Source organism: Tigheibacillus halophilus (genome assembly GCF_042683165.1).
GTDB classification, from domain to species: Bacteria; Bacillota; Bacilli; order Bacillales; family Amphibacillaceae; genus Tigheibacillus; species Tigheibacillus halophilus.
This window is the reverse complement of the sequence record NZ_JBHUIZ010000003.1, coordinates 976,598-1,003,094: the sequence shown is the minus strand read 5'-3', so window position 1 is coordinate 1,003,094 and position 26,497 is coordinate 976,598. Positions and strand designations below refer to the sequence as shown.

General features: G+C 40.6%; 33 protein-coding genes, 5 tRNA genes and 1 riboswitch. Of the genes, 21 read left to right on the top strand and 17 right to left on the bottom strand.

The features are described from left to right. The first annotated feature begins 27 nt into the window (after positions 1–27). Positions 28–924 (top strand): deoxyribonuclease IV, encoded by an 897-nt coding sequence (locus tag ACFSMW_RS05635; RefSeq protein ID WP_390353743.1) that lies wholly within the window; start codon positions 28–30, stop codon positions 922–924. Between the two features lie 35 nt (positions 925–959). On the opposite strand, the gene ACFSMW_RS05630 is transcribed toward ACFSMW_RS05635, so the two are convergent. Beyond that, positions 960–1,247 carry a DUF2624 domain-containing protein gene (locus tag ACFSMW_RS05630; protein ID WP_390353741.1) on the bottom strand — a complete coding sequence of 96 codons (288 nt, stop codon included), beginning with the start codon at positions 1,245–1,247 and terminating at the stop codon, positions 960–962. A 179-nt stretch (positions 1,248–1,426) separates the two neighbouring features. On the opposite strand from ACFSMW_RS05630, the gene ACFSMW_RS05625 reads away from it, so the two are divergent. Further along, positions 1,427–1,783: a hypothetical protein gene (locus tag ACFSMW_RS05625; protein ID WP_390353739.1), complete on the top strand. Its 357-nt coding sequence runs from the start codon at positions 1,427–1,429 to the stop codon at positions 1,781–1,783. A gap of 37 nt (positions 1,784–1,820) precedes the next feature. On the opposite strand, the gene ACFSMW_RS05620 is transcribed toward ACFSMW_RS05625, so the two are convergent. Further along, a complete protein-coding gene (locus ACFSMW_RS05620; protein ID WP_390353737.1) occupies positions 1,821–2,153 on the bottom strand; it encodes a hypothetical protein in 333 nt (110 codons plus the stop codon). Positions 2,154–2,220: 67 nt separating this feature from the next. Between ACFSMW_RS05620 and ACFSMW_RS05615 the strand changes: the two genes are divergently transcribed. The 10 genes from ACFSMW_RS05615 (at position 2,221) to ACFSMW_RS05570 (ending at position 9,898) form a co-directional block, all read left to right on the top strand. Continuing rightward, the gene (locus ACFSMW_RS05615; protein ID WP_390353735.1) at positions 2,221–2,853 is read left to right on the top strand and encodes an NfeD family protein; all 633 of its coding nucleotides are present in this window, start codon (positions 2,221–2,223) and stop codon (positions 2,851–2,853) included. Positions 2,854–3,126: 273 nt separating this feature from the next. Further along, a complete protein-coding gene (locus ACFSMW_RS05610) occupies positions 3,127–4,764 on the top strand; it encodes a Na/Pi cotransporter family protein (protein ID WP_390353733.1) in 1,638 nt (545 codons plus the stop codon). 220 nt (positions 4,765–4,984) lie between these two features. Beyond that, a tRNA-Asn gene (locus tag ACFSMW_RS05605) sits at positions 4,985–5,059 on the top strand. 3 nt (positions 5,060–5,062) lie between these two features. Continuing rightward, positions 5,063–5,139, top strand: a tRNA-Met gene (locus ACFSMW_RS05600). A gap of 32 nt (positions 5,140–5,171) precedes the next feature. Next, a tRNA-Ile gene (locus ACFSMW_RS05595) sits at positions 5,172–5,248 on the top strand. 4 nt (positions 5,249–5,252) lie between these two features. Next, positions 5,253–5,345: transfer RNA gene (locus tag ACFSMW_RS05590), tRNA-Ser, on the top strand. Positions 5,346–5,425: 80 nt separating this feature from the next. Next, positions 5,426–5,498 (top strand) — tRNA-Phe (locus ACFSMW_RS05585). Positions 5,499–5,661: 163 nt separating this feature from the next. Beyond that, the gene (locus ACFSMW_RS05580) at positions 5,662–6,273 is read left to right on the top strand and encodes a superoxide dismutase (RefSeq protein ID WP_390353731.1); all 612 of its coding nucleotides are present in this window, start codon (positions 5,662–5,664) and stop codon (positions 6,271–6,273) included. Between the two features lie 165 nt (positions 6,274–6,438). Next, a complete protein-coding gene (locus ACFSMW_RS05575) occupies positions 6,439–7,716 on the top strand; it encodes an MFS transporter (protein WP_390353729.1) in 1,278 nt (425 codons plus the stop codon). 94 nt (positions 7,717–7,810) lie between these two features. Continuing rightward, entirely contained in the window at positions 7,811–9,898 is a 2,088-nt protein-coding gene (locus tag ACFSMW_RS05570) for a peptidoglycan D,D-transpeptidase FtsI family protein (RefSeq protein ID WP_390353727.1), read from the top strand. An 85-nt stretch (positions 9,899–9,983) separates the two neighbouring features. Here the strand turns inward: ACFSMW_RS05570 and ACFSMW_RS05565 are convergent, their stop codons facing one another. Beyond that, the gene (locus tag ACFSMW_RS05565) at positions 9,984–10,550 is read right to left on the bottom strand and encodes a hypothetical protein (protein ID WP_390353725.1); all 567 of its coding nucleotides are present in this window, start codon (positions 10,548–10,550) and stop codon (positions 9,984–9,986) included. 19 nt (positions 10,551–10,569) lie between these two features. After that, positions 10,570–10,800, bottom strand: a complete 231-nt coding sequence (locus ACFSMW_RS05560; protein ID WP_390353723.1) for a hypothetical protein — start codon at positions 10,798–10,800, stop codon at positions 10,570–10,572. Between the two features lie 177 nt (positions 10,801–10,977). Here ACFSMW_RS05560 and rpmG point away from each other — a divergent pair, with 177 nt between their 5' ends. The 4 genes from rpmG to ACFSMW_RS05540 all read left to right on the top strand — a co-directional run bounded on the left by rpmG (position 10,978) and on the right by ACFSMW_RS05540 (position 14,398). After that, positions 10,978–11,127: a 50S ribosomal protein L33 gene (gene rpmG / locus ACFSMW_RS05555; protein WP_050353076.1), complete on the top strand. Its 150-nt coding sequence runs from the start codon at positions 10,978–10,980 to the stop codon at positions 11,125–11,127. Between the two features lie 123 nt (positions 11,128–11,250). Then, the gene (locus tag ACFSMW_RS05550; RefSeq protein WP_390353720.1) at positions 11,251–11,820 is read left to right on the top strand and encodes a 5-formyltetrahydrofolate cyclo-ligase; all 570 of its coding nucleotides are present in this window, start codon (positions 11,251–11,253) and stop codon (positions 11,818–11,820) included. 2 nt (positions 11,821–11,822) lie between these two features. Continuing rightward, positions 11,823–12,830 (top strand): ThiF family adenylyltransferase, encoded by a 1,008-nt coding sequence (locus ACFSMW_RS05545; protein ID WP_390353718.1) that lies wholly within the window; start codon positions 11,823–11,825, stop codon positions 12,828–12,830. Between the two features lie 17 nt (positions 12,831–12,847). Next, positions 12,848–14,398, top strand: coding sequence for a rhomboid family intramembrane serine protease (locus ACFSMW_RS05540; protein ID WP_390353716.1), 1,551 nt, complete (start codon positions 12,848–12,850; stop codon positions 14,396–14,398). Between the two features lie 55 nt (positions 14,399–14,453). On the opposite strand, the gene ACFSMW_RS05535 is transcribed toward ACFSMW_RS05540, so the two are convergent. Beyond that, positions 14,454–15,311 carry a hypothetical protein gene (locus ACFSMW_RS05535; protein WP_390353715.1) on the bottom strand — a complete coding sequence of 286 codons (858 nt, stop codon included), beginning with the start codon at positions 15,309–15,311 and terminating at the stop codon, positions 14,454–14,456. Between the two features lie 271 nt (positions 15,312–15,582). On the opposite strand from ACFSMW_RS05535, the gene ACFSMW_RS05530 reads away from it, so the two are divergent. Together ACFSMW_RS05530 and ACFSMW_RS05525 are read left to right on the top strand one after the other, a co-directional pair. Then, entirely contained in the window at positions 15,583–15,768 is a 186-nt protein-coding gene (locus tag ACFSMW_RS05530) for a YqgQ family protein (protein ID WP_390353714.1), read from the top strand. Between the two features lie 19 nt (positions 15,769–15,787). Then, a complete protein-coding gene (locus ACFSMW_RS05525; RefSeq protein ID WP_390353712.1) occupies positions 15,788–16,753 on the top strand; it encodes an ROK family glucokinase in 966 nt (321 codons plus the stop codon). Between the two features lie 81 nt (positions 16,754–16,834). Here the strand turns inward: ACFSMW_RS05525 and ACFSMW_RS05520 are convergent, their stop codons facing one another. Continuing rightward, a complete protein-coding gene (locus ACFSMW_RS05520; protein ID WP_390353710.1) occupies positions 16,835–17,014 on the bottom strand; it encodes a DUF2759 family protein in 180 nt (59 codons plus the stop codon). 156 nt (positions 17,015–17,170) lie between these two features. Between ACFSMW_RS05520 and ACFSMW_RS05515 the strand changes: the two genes are divergently transcribed. After that, entirely contained in the window at positions 17,171–17,809 is a 639-nt protein-coding gene (locus ACFSMW_RS05515) for an MBL fold metallo-hydrolase (RefSeq protein ID WP_390353708.1), read from the top strand. A gap of 116 nt (positions 17,810–17,925) precedes the next feature. Here the strand turns inward: ACFSMW_RS05515 and ACFSMW_RS05510 are convergent, their stop codons facing one another. From ACFSMW_RS05510 to comGA, 9 genes are all read right to left on the bottom strand, one after another. Next, positions 17,926–18,168, bottom strand: a complete 243-nt coding sequence (locus ACFSMW_RS05510; RefSeq protein ID WP_390353707.1) for a DUF2626 domain-containing protein — start codon at positions 18,166–18,168, stop codon at positions 17,926–17,928. 86 nt (positions 18,169–18,254) lie between these two features. Next, positions 18,255–18,947: a helix-turn-helix transcriptional regulator gene (locus tag ACFSMW_RS05505; protein WP_390353705.1), complete on the bottom strand. Its 693-nt coding sequence runs from the start codon at positions 18,945–18,947 to the stop codon at positions 18,255–18,257. A 102-nt stretch (positions 18,948–19,049) separates the two neighbouring features. Further along, on the bottom strand, positions 19,050–19,427 hold the full coding sequence (locus ACFSMW_RS05500) for a hypothetical protein (RefSeq protein WP_390353704.1): 378 nt from the start codon (positions 19,425–19,427) through the stop codon (positions 19,050–19,052). Beyond that, positions 19,399–19,848, bottom strand: a complete 450-nt coding sequence (locus tag ACFSMW_RS05495) for a competence type IV pilus minor pilin ComGF (RefSeq protein ID WP_390353702.1) — start codon at positions 19,846–19,848, stop codon at positions 19,399–19,401. Before ACFSMW_RS05495 ends, ACFSMW_RS05500 begins: the two co-directional genes overlap by 29 nt. Next, on the bottom strand, positions 19,796–20,149 hold the full coding sequence (locus ACFSMW_RS05490; protein WP_390353701.1) for a hypothetical protein: 354 nt from the start codon (positions 20,147–20,149) through the stop codon (positions 19,796–19,798). Before ACFSMW_RS05490 ends, ACFSMW_RS05495 begins: the two co-directional genes overlap by 53 nt. After that, entirely contained in the window at positions 20,139–20,591 is a 453-nt protein-coding gene (gene comGD / locus ACFSMW_RS05485; protein WP_390353700.1) for a competence type IV pilus minor pilin ComGD, read from the bottom strand. Before comGD ends, ACFSMW_RS05490 begins: the two co-directional genes overlap by 11 nt. Beyond that, a complete protein-coding gene (gene comGC, locus ACFSMW_RS05480; RefSeq protein WP_390353698.1) occupies positions 20,557–20,865 on the bottom strand; it encodes a competence type IV pilus major pilin ComGC in 309 nt (102 codons plus the stop codon). The genes comGD and comGC overlap by 35 nt, the downstream gene beginning before the upstream one ends. 13 nt (positions 20,866–20,878) lie before the next feature. Then, positions 20,879–21,925: a type II secretion system F family protein gene (locus ACFSMW_RS05475; RefSeq protein ID WP_390353696.1), complete on the bottom strand. Its 1,047-nt coding sequence runs from the start codon at positions 21,923–21,925 to the stop codon at positions 20,879–20,881. After that, the gene (comGA, locus tag ACFSMW_RS05470; protein ID WP_390353694.1) at positions 21,879–22,898 is read right to left on the bottom strand and encodes a competence type IV pilus ATPase ComGA; all 1,020 of its coding nucleotides are present in this window, start codon (positions 22,896–22,898) and stop codon (positions 21,879–21,881) included. The genes ACFSMW_RS05475 and comGA overlap by 47 nt, the downstream gene beginning before the upstream one ends. 98 nt (positions 22,899–22,996) lie before the next feature. Here comGA and ACFSMW_RS05465 point away from each other — a divergent pair, with 98 nt between their 5' ends. Together ACFSMW_RS05465 and ACFSMW_RS05460 are read left to right on the top strand one after the other, a co-directional pair. Beyond that, a complete protein-coding gene (locus ACFSMW_RS05465; RefSeq protein ID WP_390353692.1) occupies positions 22,997–23,506 on the top strand; it encodes a shikimate kinase in 510 nt (169 codons plus the stop codon). Positions 23,507–23,532: 26 nt separating this feature from the next. Then, complete coding sequence (locus tag ACFSMW_RS05460) at positions 23,533–23,718, top strand: YqzE family protein (protein ID WP_390353691.1); 186 nt, start codon at positions 23,533–23,535, stop codon at positions 23,716–23,718. Positions 23,719–23,748: 30 nt separating this feature from the next. Here the strand turns inward: ACFSMW_RS05460 and ACFSMW_RS05455 are convergent, their stop codons facing one another. Next, positions 23,749–24,549: a YqhG family protein gene (locus ACFSMW_RS05455; RefSeq protein WP_390353690.1), complete on the bottom strand. Its 801-nt coding sequence runs from the start codon at positions 24,547–24,549 to the stop codon at positions 23,749–23,751. Continuing rightward, positions 24,536–26,155 carry a DEAD/DEAH box helicase gene (locus ACFSMW_RS05450; RefSeq protein WP_390353941.1) on the bottom strand — a complete coding sequence of 540 codons (1,620 nt, stop codon included), beginning with the start codon at positions 26,153–26,155 and terminating at the stop codon, positions 24,536–24,538. The genes ACFSMW_RS05455 and ACFSMW_RS05450 overlap by 14 nt, the downstream gene beginning before the upstream one ends. Positions 26,156–26,347: 192 nt before the next feature. Then, positions 26,348–26,444: riboswitch (glycine riboswitch) on the top strand. Positions 26,445–26,497: the final 53 nt, after the last annotated feature.

Sequence of the window (26,497 nt, the reverse complement as noted above, 5' to 3'; positions counted from 1 at the left end):
AGAAATAAATTGGGGAGGTAATGTTAAATGTTGAAAATAGGTTCACATGTTTCTATGAGCGGCAAAAAGATGCTCCTCGGTTCCAGTGAAGAAGCTGCTGGTTATGGAGAAAACACGTTTATGATTTACACAGGTGCGCCACAAAATACCCGCAGGAAGGATATTGACGAACTCCATATCACGGCCGGAAGAGAGCATATGAAAGAACATGGTATTTCTGATATCGTTGTGCATGCTCCTTATATCATTAATATTGGAAATACGACGAAGCCACAGACATTCAAACTTGGTGTGGATTTTTTACGGAGTGAAATCGAAAGGACCGCTGCAATCGGAGCCAGGCAAATCGTGCTTCATCCAGGTGCGCATGTTGGTGCAGGACCAGATGCAGCAATAGACAAAATCATTGAAGGTTTGAATGAAGTCCTGACGGATAATTCCCATGATGTTCAAATTGCTCTTGAAACGATGGCAGGGAAGGGTTCAGAGGTCGGCAGGAAATTTGAAGAGATTGCCCGCATTATAGATGGTGTTACACATAACGACAGGCTGTCCATTTGTATTGACACTTGCCATTTGCATGATGCCGGCTATGATGTTGTGAATGATTTTGATGGTGTTTTGAACGAATTTGATAAAATTATCGGGACAGACCGTATCAAAGTCGTCCATGTCAATGACAGTAAAAACGAATGTGGAGCCCATAAAGACCGTCACGAGAATATCGGTTTCGGCCACATCGGCTTCGAGGCACTCCATTATGTCATTCATCATCCGCAGCTGAAGAAGCTGCCCAAAATTCTTGAAACCCCATATGTTGGTGAGGATAAGAAGAATAAAAAACCACCTTATAAATTTGAAATAAACATGATCAAATCCGGAAAATTTGATGAAGACCTGAAAACGAAAATCATGGAACAATAAAAAGGATAGCGGATGCTATCCTTTTTTATCAGCCATCAGGACTCGAATAAATTTGAGAGCCCATAGGACTCGACTAGCTGTATAAATAACTGGTTCGCTTTTTCCGCAGTTTCCCCATCCGTTATTTCGGCAAGCTGCCGCAGCATTTTTTGTCGTTCTTTTTTAGTAAAGGGATTAATATTATTTGTCTTTAAGTAGGAAACAATATCCTTTGCCTGGCTTCTGTCCAGTGAAAAACCATATTGGTTACTATAATCCAGCAATTCGGTGACAGTGATCTTTCTAAGCCGCTGGTTAATCAGTTCTTTAAACAAAATGGACATACTCGGTCTCCTTTAAAATGAATTTAAATCAGCCGTGCTTTCCTATAGCCTATGCAGGTTGAACAGTATCTGTACCTGAATCAGCCCCTATCCATTGGCAAAAAATAACGTAAGTATTCTTGGTAACTCTCCATAAACTAAGCGTGCACCAAACCTAAGGTGTAAGGGAGGACTTGCAGTTGGATAAAAATGATCATGAAAACCATATCGAAGAAAAAAGGGCTGATGAGGCCGATACTGTTTCTTCTTATAATGATCGTGATGAAGAAACTGCAGCTGAAATCACAGCAGACGATTTTCGTACCGCTGATGTAGATGATGACGATGATATTCACGTTGGTGGTGCAGCTGTCGGATGGATAGCCTTGGCTTTGTCTGTGATTTCCTTTTTCTGGCTGCCGATTATATTAGGGGCGGCAGGCATCATTGTAGGTTTTGTTGCCAGGGGACGAGATGCCAACACGCTTGGCAATATAGCGATTGCAGCTGGCGCAATATCTGTCGTATTAGCTCTTTTCATCAGACCGTTTGTATAAACACGAAGGCTGTCTAATCAAGTTTTAGACAGCCTTTTTAATATACTGGAAAATAATAAATTGTATTCGATTCTAAATGGTAAGGATCGATTTTGGGGTTCGCTATTCTGAAATCCGCCATCAATTGTTCAGCAGAAACAGGAAGGGAACCCCCATTCAATTTTTCTGCAACTGACAATACCGTATCCCCATGTTTTGTCTTAAATTTGACCACCTCATTCATTTGTGTATTTTCCCCGCCGGAAATGGTTTGTACGTGGTGGACAGAATCCGTGTTTGGCTCCATGGTTTTATTAGTCAGATCATCGCGTATACTCCATATGAAAAGAAAAATAATGAAATAAACAAAAATTCTTTTAAAAAAGCTCATTTCGGGACTCCTTTTATGAAACATTGTATAATGTGAAACGTATAAGTTAATAAGAGGAGGGCAGCATATGGATATTTTTACCTATGATTGGATTGCTGTTGTTATTACTTGCTTAGGAACTTTATTTTTAATCGGCGAAATTTTAGTGAACGCGCGCGGCCTTTTCGCACTGCTTGGCATTGGATTTATGACTGTATATTTTTCAGTTTATGTGGAAGCTGATTCGCTTATGTTGATGCTTGCTATTTATTTTATTGGAATTGCTTTTATAATCATCGACGGAAAACTGTTAAATGATGGCACCCTGGCTACAATCGGAGTCGCATGTATGTTACTGGCTGTTGCATTACCAGCTCCTAACGTTGTTGCAGGAGTATATGCAGTTCTTGGCGTTCTAATCGGTGCTGCAGGCTCTTTTCTTTTTTTGAAAGTATTCAAACGCAGGGATATGTGGTCGAAAATCACGTTAAAAGACAGACTTACGAAAGAAGCGGGATATAATTCCATGAACGCTGATTATGAGCAGCTCGTAGGTCGAGAGGCTGTAACTCTGACAGATTTTCGTCCTGTTGGTACGATCAGGCTTGGCAATAAAGATTACAGCGCTGTGTCTAATGGCCAATGGATTGCCAAAGGGACAAATGTGGTCATTGTTCAGGTGGATGGTACCAGGATACTCATAGAAGCAAAACATTTTTGAAACAAGCGTGTTTCCGTCATACGGGGAGCACGCTTGTTTTATGTAAACAGCCCATTGCACATGCGTTGATAAAGACTACACACCATTTATGAAGTAACCGAAAATTAAGCGCCCATTGTACTGGCAGGAAATGGAGATACATGCTTCAGATAGGATCTTAGGCTGCTTTTTTGTTTGTAAATTTTATGTAAAGATATACGCAATCATATTTACAACTTCTTAAATTCATTCATAATTGGTTACAGAACTTGTTGTTGAAGGGAAGGTATCATCGTGGATGTAGATGTACAAAAGCTTGTTTTCGAATTTTTAGGTGGATTGGGTATCTTTTTACTAGGCATCAAATATATGGGAGAAGGACTGCAAAAATCCGCAGGCGATCGTCTCCGCGACATACTGGATAGATTCACGAGTAATCCCTTCATGGGAGTGCTGGCTGGTATTATTGTAACGGCTCTGATCCAATCCAGTTCAGGTACAACCGTATTGACAGTAGGCTTGGTAAATGCCGGTTTCATGACGCTGCGTCAAGCGATCGGTGTCATTATGGGGGCGAATATCGGCACGACCGTCACAGCTTTTATCATTGGGATAAATGTGGGGGAGTATGCATTACCAGTTCTCGCTATCGGATGTTTTTTGCTGTTTTTCTTCAAACATAAGAAAATTACTGCGATTGGACAAGCGTTATTTGGATTTGGAGCTTTATTTTTTGGACTGGAGTTAATGGGAGAAGCCATGAAACCACTTAGCAGCTTGCAGGCGTTCCAGCAACTGACGTTGGATATGAGCGACAGTCCTGTACTAGGGGTACTGGTAGGCACGCTATTAACATTGATAGTTCAGAGCTCCAGTGCGACAATTGGAATCCTGCAAAGCTTATATGCTGAAAATGCGATTGAATTACATGCAGCCATCCCGGTTTTATTCGGGGATAATATCGGGACGACCATTACAGCGGTTCTTGCATCGATCGGGGCTTCTGTTGCAGCTAAAAGAACGGCATTAACACATGTATTATTCAATGTGATAGGTTCCATCATATTTTTACTTGTTCTAGGCTGGTTTACAAAGTACATCATTTACCTGCAGGAGCATTTGCACTTGAATGCGGAAATGACCCTTGCATTTGCACATGGCAGCTTTAATGTCGCTAATACGCTGATACAGTTCTCCTTTATTGGAACATTAGCATGGGCAGTGACGAAGCTCGTGCCTGGGGAAGACATGATTATTGAACATAAACCAAAGCATTTGGACCCGATTTTTATTGAACGGTCAGCTACACTCGCACTGGACCAGGCAAAGGCTGAAATTATACGTATGGGAGAGCTTGCTTCGTCAGGGCTTGAGAGAACAAATGACTTTCTGGTGACCCATCAACAAAAACATGCAGAAATCGCACTCCAGACAGAGGAAGCTTTAAATAATCTGGATCGGAAAATAACTGATTACCTTATCAGGCTGTCTGGAAAATCGATGTCAGAAGCGGAGAGTAACAGACATACATCTTTTATGGATACGGTTCGCGATATCGAAAGAATAGGTGATCATTATGAGAACATCATTGAATTGGTTAATTATCAGATATCGAACAAGCTGATACTGACAAAGCCAGCACAGGAGGATATTAATAATATGTACGATCTGACTGTCATGACAGTCAGACAAGCTGTAAAGGCGTTGGAAAATGTTGACCGCAAAATGGCATTATCTGTACTGCAAAAAGAAAATGAAATAGACAAGATGGAACGGACATACCGCAAAAAGCATATTATACGTTTGAATGAAGGATTGTGCACACCAGCAGCAGGAATCGTTTTTGTCGATATAATCAGCAACCTGGAAAGAGTCGGTGATCACGCGGTGAACATCGCTGAGGAGGTACTTGGAAAAATAGATCATCTATAAGTAATATCTTTGAACCCGGGGCGGCAGTTCCGGGTTTTAAAATGATACGCTATTTTTTTAATCAATTATATTGAATTCCATATCACATCATGGTATAGTATTTATTGTTGTCGAAGGATGACGCATTTTGTTACCGAGGGACGACACTTCAAAAAAGTTATTGACTTTATTTGTAGAACATGATAAATTATATTTTGTGCTCATTACATATCTGAAACATTCCACAGTAGCTCAGTGGTAGAGCAATCGGCTGTTAACCGATCGGTCGTAGGTTCGAATCCTACCTGTGGAGCCATATGGCGGCGTAGCTCAGCTGGCGAGAGCGTACGGTTCATACCCGTGAGGTCGGGGGTTCGATCCCCTCTGCCGCCACCAAAAATTGTATAAATTGTTTACACAAAATAGTGGGACCCTTAGCTCAGTTGGTTAGAGCTATCGGCTCATAACCGATCGGTCGCAGGTTCGAGTCCTGCAGGGTCCACCATTTTGGAGGTATACCCAAGTCTGGCTGAAGGGATCGGTCTTGAAAACCGACAGGGGTGTCAAAGCCCGCGGGGGTTCGAATCCCTCTACCTCCTCCATACATAATTTCGTAGTGCAATATCTTTTATGGAAAAATAGCCGTACAATCGCAATTAACAAATTTGATTCCTTATACCATGGCTCGGTAGCTCAGTCGGTAGAGCAAAGGACTGAAAATCCTTGTGTCGGCGGTTCGATTCCGTCCCGAGCCATCTCCTTTCAACAAGCATAGGCTTGTTTTTTTATTACCATTGGCAGATTATCTGAAAATCTTTGGTGCATATATGTTGCAACGCTATGTCCCCTTTGATAATCTAAAGTTAAAAGGATGAATATTCCATCCTTTACAATGATTATTCGAGGAGGAGTTATATTATGGCTAAATTTGAATTACCAGAACTACCGTATGCCTATGATGCATTGGAACCTACAATTGATAAAGAGACCATGAACATTCACCATACAAAGCATCATAATACGTATGTGACAAAACTTAACGGTGCGCTTGAAGGGCATGCAAATCTTCAAGAAAAATCATTGGAGGAATTGATCAGCAATCTGGATGCTGTTCCAGAAGATATCCGCACTGCAGTTCGCAACAATGGCGGCGGACATGCCAACCACAGCATGTTCTGGAAATTGCTTTCACCAAATGGCGGCGGTGAGCCTTCAGGTGAACTTGCTGATAAAATCAACGATAAATTTGGAGGCTTCGATCAATTCAAGGACGAGTTTGCAGCAGCAGCGGCTGGACGCTTTGGTTCAGGCTGGGCTTGGCTTGTTCTTGACAATGGAGAGCTTTCCATCATTAGTACACCAAACCAGGACAATCCTGTTATGGAAGGCAAAAAACCATTGCTTGGCCTGGATGTTTGGGAGCACGCATACTATCTTAAATATCAAAATAAACGCCCTGAATATATTTCAGCATTCTGGAACGTCGTTAACTGGGATGAAGTGGCTAAAAACTACAACGAAGCTAAGTAATTGATGGAATTGTCAGAAAGGCATATTGCCCGTTTGGGTGATATGCCTTTTTTCATTCATTATTATTAATATTAGCCAACCTTGAATGTCTATGACACAAAAGTGAATTGAATAACTAGCAGCGAGTTGCGTAACACTAAGATGAAAGACGAAGGAGCAATTCGTATGCGTAAAGGTATGGAAATCATATTAGGAAAAACAGAGATAAATCGCGACTTAATTTTTTTACTTGTGATTGGCGGATTGTATTCACTGGGGATATTTTTATCCAATACATTCGTGAATGTGTATTTGTGGAAGCAAGCAGGCGATTACACCACAATAGCTGTTTATAACCTGGCTATTTTCATATTTCAGCCAATCACTTTTATTTTTGCAGGCATCATTGCCAAAAAAATTGATCGAATCATTGTTTTGCGCTTAGGCGTTTCTTTTTTGTCACTCTTTTTCTTGGCTGTCTTATTCCTGGCTGAAAAATCCGCCACATACAATTTCCTTTTAGGTGGCTTGCTCGGAATCGGCTATGGCTTCTATTGGCTGGCTTATAATGTTTTGACCTTTGAGATTACTGAACCGGATACGCGTGATTTCTTTAATGGGTTTTTGGGGGTTTTACAGTCCCTAGGCGGTATGATTGGTCCTTTAGCTGCAGGAATGATCATTGTTTATTTATCAGATGACATCGGTTATACAGTGATTTTCGCTGTTTCATTTGCACTTTTCATTGGTGCGGTTGTTTGCAGTTTTTTCTTAAAAAGAAGGCAGGCAGAGGGAGATTTTTATTTTAAACGTGTGCTGCAAGAACGATCCCGAAACAAAAACTGGCGAAAGATATTAGATGCTCATTTGTTCCAAGGGTTACGTGAGGGAATCTTCGGGTTTGTGATTACAATCTGGGTTTATCTGGTAACTAAAAGCGAACTATCCCTGGGTATGTTCAATTTATATTGTTCAGGTCTGTCTTTCGTTGCTTATTTTTTAGCAACGAAGTATATCAAACCATCCAGACGAAAAAAAGCGATACTGTTCGGAGCAGGTATGTTGTTTTTTTCCTTATTTATCATTCTCATCCATATGAACTATACGACACTGATCATTTATGCTGTCATTATCGGTATCGCTTATCCGATTTTGACCGTTCCCTATACTTCGATGACATTTGACGTGATTGGCAAGGCTTCTAAAGCGAAAGAACTTAGAGTGGAATATATTGTAGTCAGAGAACTTTTTGCTAATATCGGGCGCGTCGTTTCCATTCTTATCTTTCTCCTGGCTATCATGTTCATGGATCCAGTGAAAATCATTCCAGTGTTGCTGATCATATTTGGTGCGGGGCATTTTCTTGTGTATATTTTTATAAAAGACATTTACCTGACGTCTTTACCGAAAAATAAAAAGGATATTCCCATAAAAGATCAATTATCTGATGAAAAAAATAGGTAATGACGTGTGAACTCTATGCAAAAAATGCTATAATGAAACAAGTTTGATTCACCTATCGATCATGTTTATTGTCAAATGTAAATGGGGGAGAAATATGAAGAAAAAAAGGAAGAAAAGAGCACAGCTTCCTTTCCGGTTAAATATACTGTTTTTTGTAGTATTCTTATTGTTTTCGGTGTTGATTGTCCAGCTTGGCGTCGTGCAGATACTAAATGGTCAGGAGTTCCAGGATAAAATCAACAGTACAGTGAAAGATGTCACCAAGGTACCTGTGCCACGCGGAAAAATATATGACCGTAATCATGATGTGATCGCGGATAATAAAGCATTATACTCCATCACTTATACACCGCCAAAAGGTGTGCAGCCGACAGAAAAACTGGATGTGGCTAAAAAGCTTTCCAAGTACATATCCATGTATGACAGCAAAACAAAGAAAATGAAATTAAAAACAATCACAGAACGGGATAAAAAAGAATATTGGTACCTGCTTCATCAAAAAGAAGCTGATAAACGGCTCTCCAGTGAAGAAGCATCCAAAATGGACAATGGGGATCAATATCAAACGATTTTGAATCGTATCACCAAAAAGGAAATCAGCGATTTTACAGAAGAAGACATGAAAGTAATGCTGATTAAAAAAGAGATGGACAAGGCCTATTCTTTGACACCGCAAATTATTAAAAATGAAAATGTCACTGCTGATGAATATGCGAAGGTATCTGAGCACCTGCATGAGCTACCGGGAATCAATGCGACAACCGACTGGGATCGTAAATACCCATACAAGAATACATTTAAGAATATGCTCGGTTCTATCACCTCTGAAAAGCAAGGTGTCCCATCCGAGAAATTGAAAGAATTTCTTGCCAAGGGCTACAATCGTAATGACCGGATCGGAAAAAGCGGACTCGAAGAACAATATGAGGATTTGCTTCGCGGTCGCAAAGAACAGATACAATATACGACCAATAAACAGGGAGAAGTTGTAGACACCAAAACAATCGTGCAAGGACAGCGCGGATCGGATCTTGTACTTACGATAGATATGGAATTCCAAAAGAAATTGGACAAGATTGTCAAAGATGCGCTGAAATCTACCAAGGATAAATCACCATATTTGAACAGATTTATGACCGATGCTATGGCTGTCGCCATGAACCCTAAGACTGGTGAATTATTAGCGGTTTCCGGTTCACATTATAACGATAAAAAGCATAAATATGAAAATGCTGATTACAAGGCATTATACGACGCAAGACAGCCAGGATCAGCTGTGAAGGGGGCAACGGTGTTGTCCGGACTACAATCGGGTGTTATCAACATTGGTACAATGTTCCATGATGCACCGATAAAGATTGCTGGTACTCCAGAGAAAAGTTCCTGGATGAAATATGGGTTAGGTACGCTAAATGAGGTACAAGCCTTGAGGCGATCTTCCAACGTTTATATGTTTAATATTGCTATGCGCATGGGCGGAGAATACAATTATCAGCGTGACAAGAGCATTACGTTCCACCCAGAAGCCATGGATGAATTCCGTAATTATTTCAGCGAGTTTGGCCTTGGGGTCAAAACAGGTGTCGATTTCCCATTTGAAGCAACTGGCTATAAGGGGGATCACCCAAAAGCGGGTAATTTGCTTGACTTCGCTATCGGGCAGTACGATACATTTACGACACTCCAGTTAGCACAATATGTATCGACAATTGCCAATGACGGCTACAGGGTTCGTCCACATTTTCTGAAAGAAGTGCGTGACTCAAACTCTGAGGATGAAAAGCTTGGACCGGTAAAAGAATCTGTGAATACAACCATCATGAATAAAATACAAATGGATGATAAATATTTGAAACGGGTGCAGGAAGGCTTCTGGGAAGTGTTTCACAACCCGCAAGGGACAGCGTACTCACGTTTCAATTTCGCACCCTATAACTCATATAAAATAGCCGGCAAAACAGGTACGGCGGAAAATGAGATATACGAGGACGGAAAAAAACTGGCAGATACTGAAAACTATTCCCTTGTCGGCTACGCTCCGTATGATAATCCGGAAATTGCCTTCGCGATAGTCGTCCCCAATGCGGGTCTGGAAGCGAACTATGATATTAACCATAAGATTGGCCAAGGGTTAATAAAAACATACTTTGATTTAAAAGAAAAACGAGCCAAAGAGAAATGATGCGAAGCTCCAGGAGCATAAGAAATGCACCTGGAGCTTTTTTTGTCGATAAAAAAAGAGCTTCCCGGCATTGGAAGCTCTTAGATTAATCTCTTGTAAAACTTTTAACAAGCTGTTGAAAGTCCATATCGCTGTTCACTTTGAATTTTCCCTGTTGCACCTTTGGACTGTAATCATGTTTTTCCAGGTAAGCATTGAACTTATCCGCATCTTTGATAATACCATTTTCTTCAAGCATATCTCCTATTTCAGATGCAGGCATGCCTGATTTAATGTGAAGAGTATATTTTTTAGTTTCCTTATCTGTCTTTTCTTCTTTTTCTTTGGAAGTTTTATCTTCTTTATCAGCGGTTTTTTCTTTGTCAGTATTTTTCTGAGCTTCTTCATCTGCATCCTTGCTATTCTTATCACCAGCGGCGGTGTTGTCGGATGTTTCTTTTTCTTTCTGCTGTTCGTCTTTATGGACGGACAAGTCGATGTATTCTTGCTCCGACATCACGCGATAACCCTTTTCAGCCATCGTTTCCTTCATGTCGTCAACTGTCATATTTTTGCCGGCGTTGACGGAGTCATCAAAGAAATAATAGACAGCAAACATCAGTGCACCGCTGACCAAGAGTCCCAGCGCGAAAGAACGTATGTAGTGTTTCAAATCTATTCACCCTGACTTTTCAATATTTGTTGTGTGGTTCAGTAAAATATTTTTCATCTGGCATGCTGTCGGAAAGCAGCTCTTCTTCCAGTGTCTTGACTTTCTTTTTCAGCTGATATACATCCTGCGATGTGGTGATAGTCAGATGTTCAATCTCACTTTCCAAATCTTCCAGCTTGTCCTTCATAAAGAAAGACGCAATCAGCAGGACGATACCAATGGCAATGATTGTAATTCCTGTATAAATCATTTAACTTTACCTCCAATTTTTCTCTCCCATTAATAGTTATATCATATATGAAGCAAAGAGAAAACACCAAATTTCTACACTGTACTTCTTGATTGAATGGAAAACTTCTGCTATGATAAGTAGGTCTGAAGTGAATACTACAGTGAAAACAAGTTTTGTTAGTCTGGAGGGAAAACCATGCGTGTAAATATTACATTGGCTTGCACTGAAACCGGTGATCGTAATTACATCACTACTAAAAACAAGCGTACTAACCCAGAGCGTCTGGAGCTTATGAAATACAGCCCACGTCTTAAAAAACATACGTTGCATCGTGAAACAAAATAAATCTTTCAACCAAAAACTCTTATCCTTCATACAGATAGGAGTTTTTTTCATAAAAACCGCAAATTGGAAACAACGCAGCTTATGGGATATGATTGTCTTACATAGAATGAAGGGGGGATGCATATGGAAAAAACAAGTTTTCGGAAATGGATGATCGCGAAACTACTTGAAGTGTCGGCAGATGACAAAGCCCAAATTGAAAACCAGCTTTTAAAAGGGCTGTTACAGACCAGTTTATGGCAAAATGCGAAAACTATCGGGATTACGGTTTCCGGAGGATTCGAATGGGAAACCAAATCTATCATACAAGCTGCCTGGCAATCTCGAAAAACAGTCTGTGTTCCCAAATGCCTTCCCCAGGAAAAAAAGCTGGCATTTCATCGATTGACTAGTTTTTCTGAATTGGAAAAAGCACATTTCAATTTATTGGAACCTATCCCGGAAGTGACAGAAACTGTTTCAAAAAATGTTATTGATTTGTTGCTGGTTCCAGGAATCGTTTTTGATAAAAAGGGTTATCGCATCGGCTTTGGAGGTGGCTATTACGATCGGTTCTTAACTGATTTTCCCAATGATACGATATCAATCATCCATTCCATGCAATTGATGGATCAAATACCCCGGGAATCATTCGACATACCTGTTTCATACATTCTCACAGAGAATAAGCTATTGTACATAAAGGAAGGATAAATATGAATCGCTATCATAGACAAATGCTGTTTCCTCAGATTGGGGAAGCGGGCCAGCAAGCTCTCACGAAATCTTCTGTTCTCGTCGTCGGCGCCGGAGCTTTGGGGACAGTTATTTGTGACCAGCTGGTTCGAGCAGGTATAGGGTACATCCGCATGATCGACAGAGATTATGTCGAACTGCACAATCTGCAAAGGCAGACATTATTTGATGAAGATGACGTAGCAGCCACGATGCCAAAAGCAGTAGCAGCGAAACAGAAATTGGAAAAAGCTAACAGTGGCGTACATATCGAAGCAATCACAGGTAATGTGTCCAAGGAAAATATTGATCAATTATTACAAGACATCGACATCGTATTGGATGGTACAGATAACTTTGCAACGAGATTTCTGTTAAATGATGCATGTTTTAAATATAATATTCCATATTCCTATGGCGGTGTAGTCAGCTCACGCGGCATGACAGCTTTTTTCATACCTGGGGAGACACCGTGTCTGCGCTGTTTGATGAAAGAAGGCGGGGCCAACGGCCAGACGTGCGATACGGTTGGTGTACTGGCTCCAGCTGTCAATATGATCGCTTCCTTCCAAGTAATGGAGACGTTAAAATTCTTGACCTGCAATAAAGAGAGTCTGCGTAACAGCTTACATGTGCTTGATATTTGGAAAAACCAGCAATATGATGTGAAGTTTTCTGAGCAGTCTGCGAGTTGTCCGACATGTGTGCAAAGGCGGTATCCCGCTTTACAGGCGAGCGCGGCTGATGAAGAAACTGTTTTGTGCGGCAGGAATACGGTTCAGATCCATCGTAAACAAAAGATGGATTTGTCGGAATGGGAACAAAGACTTTCCAACGTTGCTACAGTTAAAAAAACTCCCTTTTTATTGAAGGTATTCTTTGATAATCAATTAGAATTTGCCATTTTTCCTGACGGAAGGGTTCTTGTCCAAGGGACAGAGGATATTGTTTTGGCAAGAGCGCAGTATGATCGCTATATCGGTTCATGAAGGAAAGGGGGAAGTGAATGTCTGCAGAAAATGAAAAGTATTTGATGTACAAATTAGTCAGGCAGTTGGTCAGCGAATATTTTTTTCAGGTGTTGCTGATTGACGAAGAAACGGATGAAGTGTGGCTAGAGAAAAGAATAGGCAAGAGAACACAAATTGTCCGTTTTCTTCCAAGAGAATTTCATTGGAAAAATCACATGAAACAAGATATCACGAAAGTTTTCCATGCAATAAGGGCTGCCAGAAAGCTGCTTGCTAACAAGCAGATTGAAGTACATAATGTATATATTGCCGATGAAAAACCGCTTGATGATTGGGAAATCTTAAAAAAACCGATGCAGCTGAATGATAAGCAGCCTGTTCTGATGCATGTATATTACTTGGACCGGACAGAGTTCAGTGAAGAATTACAAAGACTTCAAGCAAATTTACACATTACTCAGCTTAAAACCGATAGGGAATCTCCAGATCCAGATAATCAGATACAGATTGCTCAGCAATGGAAGAATGAATTAAAAACTGAATTACGCCAACGAGAAACAGAAGAAAAAAACTTGTTCGATTTTGGCAAGCCAATCTTTACATATCTTTTTATGGCAATGAATATAATCATGTTTTTATTCATGGAATTCAATGGGGGAAGCCAATCAACCGAAAATCTGGTCCGTTTTGGGGCAAAAGATAATGTCAGTATCATCGACGGGGACTGGTGGCGGCTTCTGACTTCGATGTTTTTACATATCGGTTTCCTCCATTTGTTCATGAACATGCTTGTTTTATATTACCTTGGTTCTCTCGTTGAAAAGATGTTTGGATCAGGCAGGTTCTTTGTCATTTATCTGGTTGCGGGAGCCGGTGGGGCAATAGCCAGTTTCGCATTTAATATGAATGTATCCGCGGGGGCATCCGGTGCTATTTTCGGGCTTTTTGGTGCCTTGATTTGTTTTGGGTTATACCATCGGCATGTATTTTTACGTACGATGGGACAAAATATCTTGTTTCTCTTGCTCATCAATTTAGTGTATGGATTTTTTGTTCCTGGTGTAGATGTGCAAGCGCACCTAGGAGGATTAGCAGGAGGCTTTCTTGCAGCGATGGTTGTTCAGCTGCCAAAGGCCAAAAAATATCTACATCAGGCTTTTGCGTTAATCCTGAGTATTGTATTGTTTGTGACATTTTATATTTACGGCACACATCAGACAAAGCATTCTGCGGTTTATGAATGGGAACAAGTGAATGAGCTTATGGAGGCGCAGGATTATGACGGTGCGATCAGACACGCAACAAAAGGACTTGAAAAAGCACAGGAAGAGCTAAAAGCCGTGTTGTTATTTAAAAGAGCCTATGCGTATACAGCCACAAAACAACCCGACAAAGCAATTGCCGACTATGAGAACAGTATTCAGGCTAACCCGGATCTTGCTGAATCATACTATAATCTGGCCTTGCTTTATATGGATAAGAAAGAGATGGAAAAGGCGAAAATTTCGGCAAAAAAGGCCTATGATATTAAGCCGGATCACAAGGATTTTGAAAAACTGTATAATCAACTAAAACAAGATGGATAGTCATAACAGCAGAAAGGATACCGGCCTTTCTGCTGTTCCTTTTATACTATGCGGATCAATTCTGCGGGGGTATTTGTTGTATCAACTTATAGGGCTTGCCGTTGAAATCGAAAAGTACGATGATCTCGCTGTTTTTTGTATCCAGTAATATACATGGCATATGTGACGTAAGGCCATTTTGTTTATATTTCACTGCTGGAAGAAGATAATTCTTATAGATTCCTTCCCAAAGTTTCCCGACAATTTCATGGGTTTGCTTTTGCCCCATTCCTGGTAAAGCACTTGTTTCATATTTTTGCAGGTCTGTAAGTCCGAATACAATATAATCATGCAATTGCAGACCGAAATGCCGGGCAAGCTCAGACCAATTTGACTCCAATCGTTGGCTTGTCAAGTGCTGAAGTTTCGTTTGGATCTCCTTTTCCCCCTTGCTGTTTGGTGCATGGAAAGAATGCTCTTTAGAAGCATCTGTATAAACATACAGCTTGTCCGCTGTAGATTGCTGTATCCCTGTAATGGAATCGGGGCTTTCATGTATTTCAGCATGATGTAATGAGATGCTTTGCCAAAATGCATCTTCACGGGCAGGAAGGCTTAGTCCATAGCTTAATGTCCGGACATGCTGTTTCCAAGAACTGTGCACTCCACGCAACTCACCATTCGCAAACAAAAAAGTAATATCCTGACGTAAATATGCTGGTTTGTCAGTCGTGGATTTTGTCTGCCAGCTGATATGGGAAGAAGAATCCTTGCCAGGAACCAGATTTAATGTTGTAGACGCTGAACGGAACTGATTTGTTTCATTCTCAGGGAAGTATGTAATACTTGGCACTGTTTTCAGGGATTCCATATACCAAATGCCTATCATTAGGACGGCAAAAAACACGATGGGGTAGGGCAGCCATTTTTTCATGATAATCTCCCTTTAATTTAAAATGTTTTTGGTAAGCGGGAAAAAGCCTCAAAAAATTACTGGTATATCTCCTGCTATCCGTATGTTGAATGTCATGCGATCATTCGCGGTTATTTAGGTATCCATTTCAGGTTATAAAGTAACCGATCAAAAATTGGAGCACTGTATCATTCCGCTTGATATCACTGTATGTGGCCGAACAAGTATTTATGAGCATGAAGCGGATGGTTTTCTCGATTGTCTTTGGTATAATAATAACTGGTGATCTAATTTGCAAACGATGTATGATGTACAACAGTTGTTAAAAAGATTTGGCATATTCATTTATGTTGGAAACAGAAAAGCGGATTTGGAATTGATGGAGATAGAACTGACAGAGCTCTATCGCGCAAAGGTCATTACTGGTAGTGAGTATCAAAATGCGTTGCTTGTTTTGAGAAAGGAAGCAAGAGATTAGAAAAAAGAGGGGTTGGAAAATGGAGAAAAACGCAATTGGCATAGATATTGGGGGAACATCTATCAAGATTGGCATTGTGAAGCAAAAAGGCGAAATATTGCAGAAGTGGGAAATCCCTACTGATCAAAATGGTACAAGTACGTCCATAGTAGACGATATCTGCAGTTCTATTGAAAAAAAACTTGACCAGTATGGTTGGGGCTTCGCGGATGTGGAAGGTATAGGCGTCGGAGCACCGGGTTTTATTGACGGAGAAACGGGTTTTATATACCAGGCTGTCAATATCGCTGGGTGGCGCGATGTAGATCTAAAAGGACTTTTCAAAAAACGTACGGGATTGCCAATAAGTATTGAAAATGATGCGAATGCCGCTGCCCTTGGGGAAAACTGGGCTGGAGCAGGAAATAGTGCGCTTAATATGGCGGCTATCACGCTAGGGACGGGAGTTGGCGGTGGTGTCATTGTCAACGGGAAAATTGTTGATGGAGTCAACGGTACTGCAGGTGAAATCGGACATATTACGATTGACCCTGATGGACATCCTTGTAATTGCGGGAGACGGGGCTGCTTGGAAACGATCGCTTCTGCGACTGGGATTGCCAGGCAGGCGATGGAGATTGTTGAGAAAGTTCCTTTCAGTCGTCTAGCTGATATCTTTCACAAATCAAATGGTATCACGGCGCAGGATGTATTCGCATTGGCCGCAGAAAATGATGCAGAAAGCCAAAGGATTATCGATAGGACAACTGATGTACTGGGAAGGACGCTGGCAAGTCTTGCAGCTGTCATCAATCCCTCGTGCATTGTGATCGGCGGTGGTGTTTCCAAAGCAAATGATCAATTGCGTGTGCCGCTTGAACAGGCGTTCAGGAAGTATGCTCTGCAGAGACTGGCTGAGGTTTGTGAAATTAAAATTGCAAAACTTGGTAATGATGCTGGCCTGATTGGTGCGGCGTCATTGGTTTTCAACCAAAATCCGCATTAAAATGGTAAAATAAAAAAGCTAACGTTTGTTAGCTTTTTTAATGATAGTCAATCCTTATGAGCACTGCCGAAAATCATTGTTTTATAACGATTTTTGGATAACGTCAACCATTGTAGCAATGGAGAAAAAACCGAATGTCACTGCAGACACGGCGGCAAAAAACAATGCCAGCATGTTTTTAATCTTAAATTGACGGAACACAGAAATGACGGATACTATAGCGACGATAAGCAAGATTACTGCTAAAATGAAATGTTGCATCGTTATTGATCCTCCTTTATGTTATTTTAGGTTTCACAATTGTTTATTAGTGCCTGGTTATTTTAATATGTACCTAATCACTATTAATTATTTTATAATATTAATGCGTTTTTGTCGAGACATAACATGAAGATGAGAGAGAAGGGAGATTCCTAAATGAATATCAATATCACTACTTTCCAATTGGGTCCGATTGGAACAAATTGTTACTTATTAGAAATTGACGCGGCAGTTTTAATTGTTGACCCAGGCGGGGATGCAGAAGTGCTAACAAACTATATCGCAACACATCAACTAACTCCAGTTGCTATCGTTCTGACGCATGCACATTTCGATCATATCGGTGCAGTTGAACAGTTGCAACATACGTATGATTTGAATGTCTATTTGCACGAAGCAGAACATAGTTGGCTGACAGATCCGCATAAAAATGGTTCAAGCGGGATGCTGCATCATGAAGTGACCGTTCAGGTCAGCCCCCTGTCATTAGGGGAAGGACAAGTAAGCATTGGGGATTTTTCATTCCATGTCCTGCATACCCCTGGACATTCACCAGGAAGTATCAGTCTTGTATTTAATGATTTCGTCCTGGATGGGGATACATTGTTTCATCAAGGTATCGGCCGTACGGATTTATTTGGCGGAGATATGACGGTATTAAAAAAAACGATTTGCGGAAAGTTGTGTGCATTGCCTGACCATTACGCTGTTTATCCTGGGCATGGCAGTTCAACTTTTATCGGTACTGAAAAAAGCAATAATCCTTTTTTTAAAGCCAAGAACTGCGACGACTAACACATCAAGCTGTCATGCAAGCAAGCACAAAAAAACCACACGTTGCTGTGTGGTTTTTTTGTGCAGGCTATGTACGAAATCATATTACAATTGCAATTTTGCCTGCCACGGTTTTCTTAATGTCCAAATCCAGGGACAAGGATGAATTCAGAATACCATGTAAAGCCGACCATGAATAATGTACAATAAGCGCCGAACAAATACATATACATACGTTCAGACAATTTCAAATGACCTACTGTAAGGAAAAAGACTGTTTGAATCAGGAATAACAAGGCAACACCTTTCATATCGCCAATATAAAACATTACAGTGAAAATTCCTGTCCAAAAGCTAAGCACTCGAAACATTCGATCCATGCTATCCCCTCCTTTAGTGCTTTACGTTTAGGATTCCCTATCATTGTTATTATAAACGAGAGAATAGGGATTGTAAATAAAACACATCAAACATCTGCCAGTTTTGCCACATAAGCACAGTTTTCGCAGCCATGGAACATGTTTTGGGTCTCTGAAAGCTCTATATTCGTAAATAAAGCCTCTAACATCCCTCGCAGAAAATCGTGATGCATTTCACAAACTATCTCATGATCCATATCTGCCAATTCCTTAAAGGGACAGTTGCTGATGGAGAAAGTGATCATTTTTTTATCAGGAAGGTATGTATAACTGGCGTACATGCCAAGCATACAACTTGCCTCCTCGAGCAATTTTATCTTTTTCTCTGGCGTCCAATCATCTTGAAAAGGGTATTGGTTTGCAATTAGTTTATAACCGTATTTTCGGCCTGTTTCAAACAGGGCATGTTTACCGATTTCGCCCATACCTGCAAGTGTTTCCAGTGTAATAGCGGACAAAAGCTTATAATCCCTGTGAGGAAAATGCAGATCGATAACTTTTTCGGATAAACGAAACAGCCTGCTTGGACGGCCTCCTTTGCCATTTTTCTTTGCGTAGGAAACAAGCAATTGAATATCCTCGAGCTTATTCAGATGCATTCTGGCAACATTAGGATGGATATCAAATTTGTTGGCAATATCATTCACACTGGTATCCTGATGTTTTTCGATCATATACTGGTATATATTGAACCTGGTCGGATCACTTAACACACTGGTTATTTTCAATGTTTGCTGCATGATTATCACCTCTGCACTATGGTTACATTCATTATAGTCGATAAAAGGTGTAAAAAAGGGGTGTGCAGCTGATTGTTGAAAATTGTACACATCCCCAGCAATTTATTGAATAGGATCCCAAGTCCGTTTAATGGTTCTTTTGGCAGAACCTCCCTTCAAAGTAATTTTCATATCCAATTTAATCTGTTCATCACTTTCAGAATAATGGATGGCAACATGGCCAGGTGGAAATTCATAGTCAACTTTGTCGGAATCAGCATTCATAAGATTGCCAACGTATTCTTCCTTAAACTTTGCGAAGCCCATTTGGTAGACAGTATTCATTTGCAGATTATCCGTGAATTGTTTCGCAATATGAATCTCATTTTTGTACATATTGCTGCTTGTGGTCACAAGCAGCAATACAATAGCGATAATGAACATAACATATGGAAAAATGAAACCTTGCCGATCAGTTATAAAAGAAAATGATTTTTTCATATACTTTACCATCCTGGGTTTCAATTTTTGTCTGTATGCCCTCAGGCATTTCTTTGAATTTGGCATGCTTGATATCACGCAAATACACCTCATGCCCTTTTCCCGCAACCTGACGGCGAATTTGGTGGTGATACTCCTCAAAATTCGCAGTAGCTCCATTCTTTAGGTGAATTCCGACTATATTATCATGGACATGGAAATCAGAAGCTTCATTCATTTCGGCTTGGAAGTATTGAAAAAACTGGTGAATAGAAAGCATCTCATAGCTGCTGCGATATTGTGATGCACTGATTAAGCCTGCGATGAAAGGGAGGATCAGAAGCAATATCGCGATGGAAGCGAATAGATGTATAAAAGTAAAGCCACCTTCATTCTGGCAAATAGCCATAAAGGCAAAACGTTTCTTGTTTGTTTTTTCCATTGTTCCAGATAGCACATCCTTTTATTGTGGAATTGTCCTCTGAAAAAGTGAATTCGACAAGAGCCTCATTTAGTTTTAGGGTGTATTTTTCTGATTCTGGCAGAGTTTTTGTTTTGCCAGTATGCAATTCGAGTTCGTCGTGCAATCTGCTTGCAATCAGAATTTTTTGCTGAAGTGCCTGACGTTCTTTTGCCATAAGAGAAACAGTAGGGAAGACGATGGAGATGGCAGTAAATAGAATTGCCGCTGCGGCTGCCACTTCGTATAGTGTAAAGCCTTTTTGAAAATGTTCATTCAGCAAAATAACCACGTCCTTTCCCAAGCGGAAAAACAAACTTTAACTCCTTGGCATCATTAATTTTAAATTTAATGGTGCCAGGTTCCCGTACCTGACCATCCGAAAAAGAAATAGTTGTATAAAGTCTTGGCGGATGCATCCATCCTGGGGGATAAGCACGCTGAGTTTCTTTTTTTGCCCGGCTGGTCTGAACAGTGTAATCAGTTTCGTGGAAAATTATTTTTATCTGGTCATCTTCCTGTGCTGAAAGACTTTGAATCAGCAACAAATCAGATTGCAGCGTGTCAATGAATTGCTTTTCCTGTTGTTTTTGCAGAAATGTCCATGACAGGGGAATAGCCAATACGAGGAAAAGAGATAGGATTCCGAGAACGAAAATCGTTTCAAGCAGTGTGAATCCATTAGAGATGTTATTCTGCCGGAGCTGAAACTTTTCCGCTTCCATAAACCAGGGCACCTTTCCCTTGACAGCTAAGTTGATCTTTATTGATATATCCTTCTTGCTGAAGTACATCCAAACTCGCCGGTACATTACCATGATCGAGATGATATGCATCCACCTGGGCCTGTACGACAGTTACGAGTGCATTGCAGCCCTTGGTATTTACATCTTTTGTTTTTCTAGCCAGATTGGGAACAATCAAAATAATCAATACCGAAATAATCAATAATACAATCAGCATTTCAATCAATGTAAATCCTTTTTCGTTTTTAAACATGACATATGCTCCTTTAAATGGATTGAATGAGTTGAAACATGGGCCACATCAGACTGACATAGATGAAAATGATCAATAACGCCAGTACAATGAAAAAAATTGGTTGTATCATGGTGATAGCCTTTATGATTTTACGATGTAAATCCTCCACCAGAAAATCAGTATAGACAGCAAGGTCCTTCTCCAATGCAAGCATATCTGCATGTCTGTGAAAGATGAACGTTAATTGATCATCCAAAAAGTATAATCCAGGCAAAATTTGATGTACCTGCATGCCCTTTGAAACCTCAGCAGTGAGAATAGATGAATAGTGGGAGATTACAGGGTATTTTCTCTGATTGGACAAGCTGGTTAGTATATCTTTTAAAGTCATGCCTGTTTTTAGCATCGAAGAAAGATGGCTGGCAAATTGAAAGGAGGTGTTCATTCTAAGGTACACGCGATAAATGGGCAGGGAGCGGTAGAAACGAATACGGGTTTCAATGCTGATTCGGTTTTCACCATATTTCCAAAAAAGGATACCGCTTATTCCTAATATACTGGCCACGACAGTCAAATTCATCAAAAAGTCGATTACAAATAATGAAACAGTAACAGTTGTCGAAGCTTGTGAGCTTGTTTGGAATAAATCCAGAAAAGCCGGCAATACATTCTTTTTGATAAAGAAGAGGAGGAGAGAAAAAACGATGATCAGTAACAACGGATATCGTGAGAGTTGCTGGAATTTCCTGAGATATTCACATCGTTTTTGAAACATTTCTATACATTTGTCCAGACTCTCCGCAACATTCCCGATATTTCTTGACAAATGCAGATAAGAGCAAATGGAGGGATGAAATTTTGTTTGTTCCAATGCTTCATCCAAAGCAAGACCTCTTTTTAACATATCGATTATTTGCACGGCAGTGTTGGCCAGCCGCCGATCCCAACGAATGGTATCCAGTGCTTCCAAAAGTGGATAACCATTAGCGAGTGTGCGTTGCAATCTCTGTAAAAAGCGGAGCTGCAGCTCGTCACTCAGACCATTTTTTCTGAATTTCTTCATTAGAAATGTAACCATAAGCATAGGCCTTCTTTCTCAAATGATTGAACGACTTTGCAAGCGGGCGAAAAGCTTTGTTGTATTGTAAAATGATCCTTTGCAAGTCATCGCCATCCAGTGTTTCCATGATGGCTGCTCTTCCTTGTGCTTTATTGGCAAAATGCAGCGGCAGCAGCTGTAAGGAAGCGATACCTATAAGGCTTTGCTCCAAATCACCTGCTTTGAGCCCCATTTCCAGCAAGCGGCCGATAGTGCCCTGTGCATTTTTAGCGTGTAGCGTACTGAGAACCAGATGCCCTGTAAGAGAAGCTTCAAAAGCGAATTGGGCTGTGTAATCATCCCTTATTTCTCCGACCATGATGATATCAGGATCATGCCGTAATGCAGCCTTTAATCCAGCCTGATAAGTGATGCCTGCCTTTTCATTGATTTGTACCTGTAAAATGTCAGAAAGGTCTTTTTCAATGGGGTCTTCTAAAGTGATGGTTTGGTAGGAGCCGTCTTGAATGACAGATTGTAAAAGTGCGTATAAAGTAGAGGTTTTTCCGCTTCCTGTTGGTCCAGTGAATAAAATCAAACCTGCACGATACTGCATCCATTGTTGAAGTTTTTTTAACTGGTAGGGAAACAAAAATGCATTTTTCAAGGCAATATTTTTTTCCTGGGGAAGCAGCCTGATGGCCAGGCTTTCGTTTTTATTGACTGGAAGTGTTGAAAGTCGAAGGTGGTACCGGTTCGTTGGAGTTTGATGGAATAATACACCATTTTGTGGTTTTCTTGTTTCCCCAATATCCATTCCTGATGTAAACTTATAATATGTCAGCAGAAGCTCATATTGGATAGTAGGGACAGCTAGATAAAATATTCGTTTCCCGTGTACACGGATGTAAATTTTTGTCTCTGCAGCAAAAGGATAAAAGTGAATATCGCTAGCGTGAAGACCGATGGCATGCGCAAGAATTTTTTCGCCTAATACGGATGCAGGATTCAATTCGTCACCTCCTTTCAGGTGGCTTATATATATCATTCGACATCCATCGGCAGAATCCTTCTTTTTTCAAAAATTAATTAAAGATTGGGGATTAGGAAATGATCATTTATTTAATCGGTTTTATGGGAAGTGGAAAAACGACAATTGGAGAAAAGCTGCAGGAGCAACTGCAAATGGAATATACCGATACAGATGAATACATAGAAAAAATGACGGGGCGTACCATCCCTGACATCTTCGCTTTAGAAGGAGAAAAAGCGTTTCGTACGTATGAAACGAACGCACTAAAGGAAATAACCTCAGGAGTCGTATCAACCGGTGGAGGCATTGTGGAAACGGCTGAAAATATTTCTTTTATGAAGGATAATGGGGTAGTCGTTTATCTTCCAACATCTTTAAATGTCATTGAAAACCGATTGCATGATGACCAATCGAGACCGTTGTGGAAACAACCGGCCGCAGCCCGTGCAGCGTTGTTCGCAAGGCGCAGCTTATTGTATGAATCAACAGCTGATATAACTGTGGAAACAGATCATAAAACAGTGGAGGAAATATCTGCTGAGGTAGTGTCTCTGCTTGGGAATAGACCCGTTCAGGATTGCCAATAATAGAAATAATACGATGCAAAAAGGAAGTGGTGAGGATTTCCGGAAACGATTATATCAAATTCATTACGCAACAAGTTGTGTCTTACATGGATTCCCCTAAAGAGGAGCGAATCAAACGAAAAACGAAAAACCGGAACAAAGCTGGGGTGTCCAGCCGCTGGTTCGGCGTTCTCCCGCTTGCAATTCGTTTATTCATGAAAAAATCCGGTTGAGAAAAGCAGACTTCGTAAAGGAAGTCTGCTTTATTTGAGTGGGTGAGTCGAATTGCCGGCAAGATAAAATATTCCGCCGTTTACAACCTCCATGTTGATCTCAGGTTGATATCGCTGGGTAATTTCTGTTATTTCCTGATCCATCTGCTTGCGGGCTTCTTCTGACTCACCTTCATAAAAAGCCTGCAACAGCTGTTTTTCATCTTCCAGTGCTTTTAAAGACTGTTGTGCCCATTCATGGTCCTGGTCATGGACGAACTGTTCCAAGACAGCCAGTATCCTTCGGAAGCCGCTCCCTGGCTTGATCATGGGAGAAATGGCATAGCAGAAATCAGAGATCGCGGGCTGTAACGTGATTGTCCGCAGCTCATCCATCATTTCCGTTTTCATTACACCATTAACCAGATTCAAACCAATGGAAAACAACTGCTCTTTTTTTTGTTTACCGATGTAGCTCAGTTTAATGTTCGTTACGAGCCAAGGGTAAAGAGGGGTTCTGGCAGAGACTGGCAAATATTGATAAAGTCGTGTAAAGCGTTCGTTTGTTTTCAAATGGCTGATGATCTGCTGCAGCCGCGGGCTGCCAAAGTGAATGTACTCCCCCGATGTTTGTGTTTGTTCCGGCTTAGTATTGAATGTAAGTTGTTTGGGCTCGCCAATCTGTCCTATTTTTTTTATATAATGCCAATAAAACGGGCGGTTCATCAGAGCTTTGTCCATTTCCTCGGTCAGTTTTACTGTCAGCGTACCCTTGGTACCGTCAGAAGTCACCTGACAATGATGTGCTTCAAAAAAATTCGATAAAAACCGGTTCAAGTCAGATATTGCCATAGCCTAGCTCCTTTGCTTCCGAGGAATCCGCATGGGAGTTGATCACCGCGGTCAAATTATCTAATTTGATCCTCAGTTCACCAGTCGACGCGGAATCTGCCATGATCATTTTAATTTCCTGCTCTAGATCCTTGATCTCCACTTTCTCTAAAATGTGGTCCAGCTGACCAATGACACGTTCGAACAAATGGAGTTTTTCATACAATAATTTCATGATATGTTCTTCCACTGTTTCCCGGATAGCGAAATTATAAATACGCACATCTTTCTCCTGTCCGTAACGATGGATCCTTCCAATCCTTTGTTCGAGCCTCATTGGATTCCAGGGCAGGTCAAAGTTAATCATGAGATTACAAAATTGCAGGTTGATCCCTTCGCCCCCGGCTTCTGTGGCAATCAAAACTTGTGCGTGGTTTTTAAATAACTGGCGCATCCAGTCTTTTTTTCCTCCTTTAAAACCACCACGATATGGCACAGATGTAATACCATGCTGCTTAAGATACCATTGGAGATAGACCTGAGTTGCTCTGTATTCTGTAAATATGATCATTTTTTCATCTTGATGTTCTTTTAATAATGAAACGACTTTTTCTGCCTTGCTATGTTGTGGCAATGTACTAATGCTTTCTATGATTTGGTTGATTTCATCTGTTGGCTGATTTTTGTCGGCCAGTTTTTTTAGAGATAGATAGCATGCTTCCCTTGATGAGCAAATCTCTCGAAGTAGCGTAATTTTAGTAAAAGCCGCTAAATTTGAAGCAAGATTTTCCAACTGTTTATAGACTCTCTTTTCTTCTTTACTAAAATCAACCCAGATGGTTTGGATATACCTCTTAATATCAGAGGTGGCGGAATTTGTATTTTTACGAGTATGGCGTACCATTACTTGCTGTACCAATTGTTTCAACAACTCATCCCGTTTCAGCTGATTGCGGTTTTTGCCGTATTTCTTGACAAAGTCATCATAGTTTCCCAGATGACCTGGCTTGAGAATTGAAACGAGATTGAAGATTTCAATCAAACGATTTTGTACCGGTGTCGCCGTCAACAGCAAACAGTATTTTTTCTTTAGAGCACGGACAAATTCATAGTTTTTTGTTTGGTGATTTTTTAATTTGTGGGCTTCATCGATCAGAATGAAATCATAGTCGATATCAAGAATCGCTTCCCGGTGTGGGGACCGCTTTGCAGTATCGATCGATGAAATCATGATATCTATGCTTTCCCATGCGTAGTTTTTGCGGTGAGCGATTGCTGGTATGTAAAATTTCTGATTCAACTCATTCGCCCATTGACTGACAAGGGAAGCAGGCACAAGAATCAGCGCTTTTTTAACGAGCCCTCTTACCATATATTCCTTCAGTATCAATCCTGCCTCAATTGTTTTTCCTAGCCCTACTTCATCTGCCAAAATAGCCCGGCCATGCATTTTCTCAATTACCTGGTTGGCAGTACTGATTTGATGATGCAGAAAATGCATCTGTGGCAGGTATTTCAATGAAAGCAAACCGTCAAATTCCGTAGTGATGGTCGTTTTTTCCGCTTCGTATGCCATACGGAAAAGCTCCCAAGAGGACATGTTTTCATTATTATCCATTTTTTCCATGAGTTCATTGATGAACGTTTCATCGTATGTGATTTGGATATTATTCAATTCACTCATCCTTTATTCTTGCTGTGTTTTATCCATGATTTTGATAGGCAACGAAATGAACCTATGCTATAATGATGTTGATTAAATAGTGATTTCACCAGTTCTACATAGTATAGCCAAAAAGGTCGATTTTCATAAATGCGAATGAATGCAGGGGGAGAGATTGCTGTTTTTTGCAGCAACGCCGAAGGAGCAAACAAATTCTTGTGAATCTCTCAGGCAAAAGAACTCTTGCAGGACGCACCTCTGGAGAGCGTTTATATGCATATATAAACCGCCCACGAAGCAAACACC

Bases quoted from the DNA above. Each gene is read 5' to 3' on its own strand.
- ACFSMW_RS05635 (WP_390353743.1), top strand. From the start codon at position 28: ATGTTGAAAATAGGTTCACATGTTTCTATGAGCGGCAAAAAGATGCTC.
- ACFSMW_RS05630 (WP_390353741.1), bottom strand. From the start codon at position 1,247: ATGTCCATTTTGTTTAAAGAACTGATTAACCAGCGGCTTAGAAAGATC.
- ACFSMW_RS05620 (WP_390353737.1), bottom strand. From the start codon at position 2,153: ATGAGCTTTTTTAAAAGAATTTTTGTTTATTTCATTATTTTTCTTTTC.
- ACFSMW_RS05615 (WP_390353735.1), top strand. From the start codon at position 2,221: ATGGATATTTTTACCTATGATTGGATTGCTGTTGTTATTACTTGCTTA.
- ACFSMW_RS05580 (WP_390353731.1), top strand. From the start codon at position 5,662: ATGGCTAAATTTGAATTACCAGAACTACCGTATGCCTATGATGCATTG.
- ACFSMW_RS05575 (WP_390353729.1), top strand. From the start codon at position 6,439: ATGCGTAAAGGTATGGAAATCATATTAGGAAAAACAGAGATAAATCGC.
- ACFSMW_RS05570 (WP_390353727.1), top strand. From the start codon at position 7,811: ATGAAGAAAAAAAGGAAGAAAAGAGCACAGCTTCCTTTCCGGTTAAAT.
- ACFSMW_RS05560 (WP_390353723.1), bottom strand. From the start codon at position 10,800: ATGATTTATACAGGAATTACAATCATTGCCATTGGTATCGTCCTGCTG.
- rpmG (WP_050353076.1), top strand. From the start codon at position 10,978: ATGCGTGTAAATATTACATTGGCTTGCACTGAAACCGGTGATCGTAAT.
- ACFSMW_RS05550 (WP_390353720.1), top strand. From the start codon at position 11,251: ATGGAAAAAACAAGTTTTCGGAAATGGATGATCGCGAAACTACTTGAA.
- ACFSMW_RS05545 (WP_390353718.1), top strand. From the start codon at position 11,823: ATGAATCGCTATCATAGACAAATGCTGTTTCCTCAGATTGGGGAAGCG.
- ACFSMW_RS05540 (WP_390353716.1), top strand. From the start codon at position 12,848: ATGTCTGCAGAAAATGAAAAGTATTTGATGTACAAATTAGTCAGGCAG.
- ACFSMW_RS05535 (WP_390353715.1), bottom strand. From the start codon at position 15,311: ATGAAAAAATGGCTGCCCTACCCCATCGTGTTTTTTGCCGTCCTAATG.
- ACFSMW_RS05525 (WP_390353712.1), top strand. From the start codon at position 15,788: ATGGAGAAAAACGCAATTGGCATAGATATTGGGGGAACATCTATCAAG.
- ACFSMW_RS05520 (WP_390353710.1), bottom strand. From the start codon at position 17,014: ATGCAACATTTCATTTTAGCAGTAATCTTGCTTATCGTCGCTATAGTA.
- ACFSMW_RS05515 (WP_390353708.1), top strand. From the start codon at position 17,171: ATGAATATCAATATCACTACTTTCCAATTGGGTCCGATTGGAACAAAT.
- ACFSMW_RS05510 (WP_390353707.1), bottom strand. From the start codon at position 18,168: ATGGATCGAATGTTTCGAGTGCTTAGCTTTTGGACAGGAATTTTCACT.
- ACFSMW_RS05505 (WP_390353705.1), bottom strand. From the start codon at position 18,947: ATGCAGCAAACATTGAAAATAACCAGTGTGTTAAGTGATCCGACCAGG.
- ACFSMW_RS05500 (WP_390353704.1), bottom strand. From the start codon at position 19,427: ATGAAAAAATCATTTTCTTTTATAACTGATCGGCAAGGTTTCATTTTT.
- ACFSMW_RS05495 (WP_390353702.1), bottom strand. From the start codon at position 19,848: ATGGAAAAAACAAACAAGAAACGTTTTGCCTTTATGGCTATTTGCCAG.
- comGD (WP_390353700.1), bottom strand. From the start codon at position 20,591: ATGGAAGCGGAAAAGTTTCAGCTCCGGCAGAATAACATCTCTAATGGA.
- comGC (WP_390353698.1), bottom strand. From the start codon at position 20,865: ATGTTTAAAAACGAAAAAGGATTTACATTGATTGAAATGCTGATTGTA.
- ACFSMW_RS05475 (WP_390353696.1), bottom strand. From the start codon at position 21,925: ATGGTTACATTTCTAATGAAGAAATTCAGAAAAAATGGTCTGAGTGAC.
- ACFSMW_RS05465 (WP_390353692.1), top strand. From the start codon at position 22,997: ATGATCATTTATTTAATCGGTTTTATGGGAAGTGGAAAAACGACAATT.
- ACFSMW_RS05455 (WP_390353690.1), bottom strand. From the start codon at position 24,549: ATGGCAATATCTGACTTGAACCGGTTTTTATCGAATTTTTTTGAAGCA.
- ACFSMW_RS05450 (WP_390353941.1), bottom strand. From the start codon at position 26,155: ATGGAAAAAATGGATAATAATGAAAACATGTCCTCTTGGGAGCTTTTC.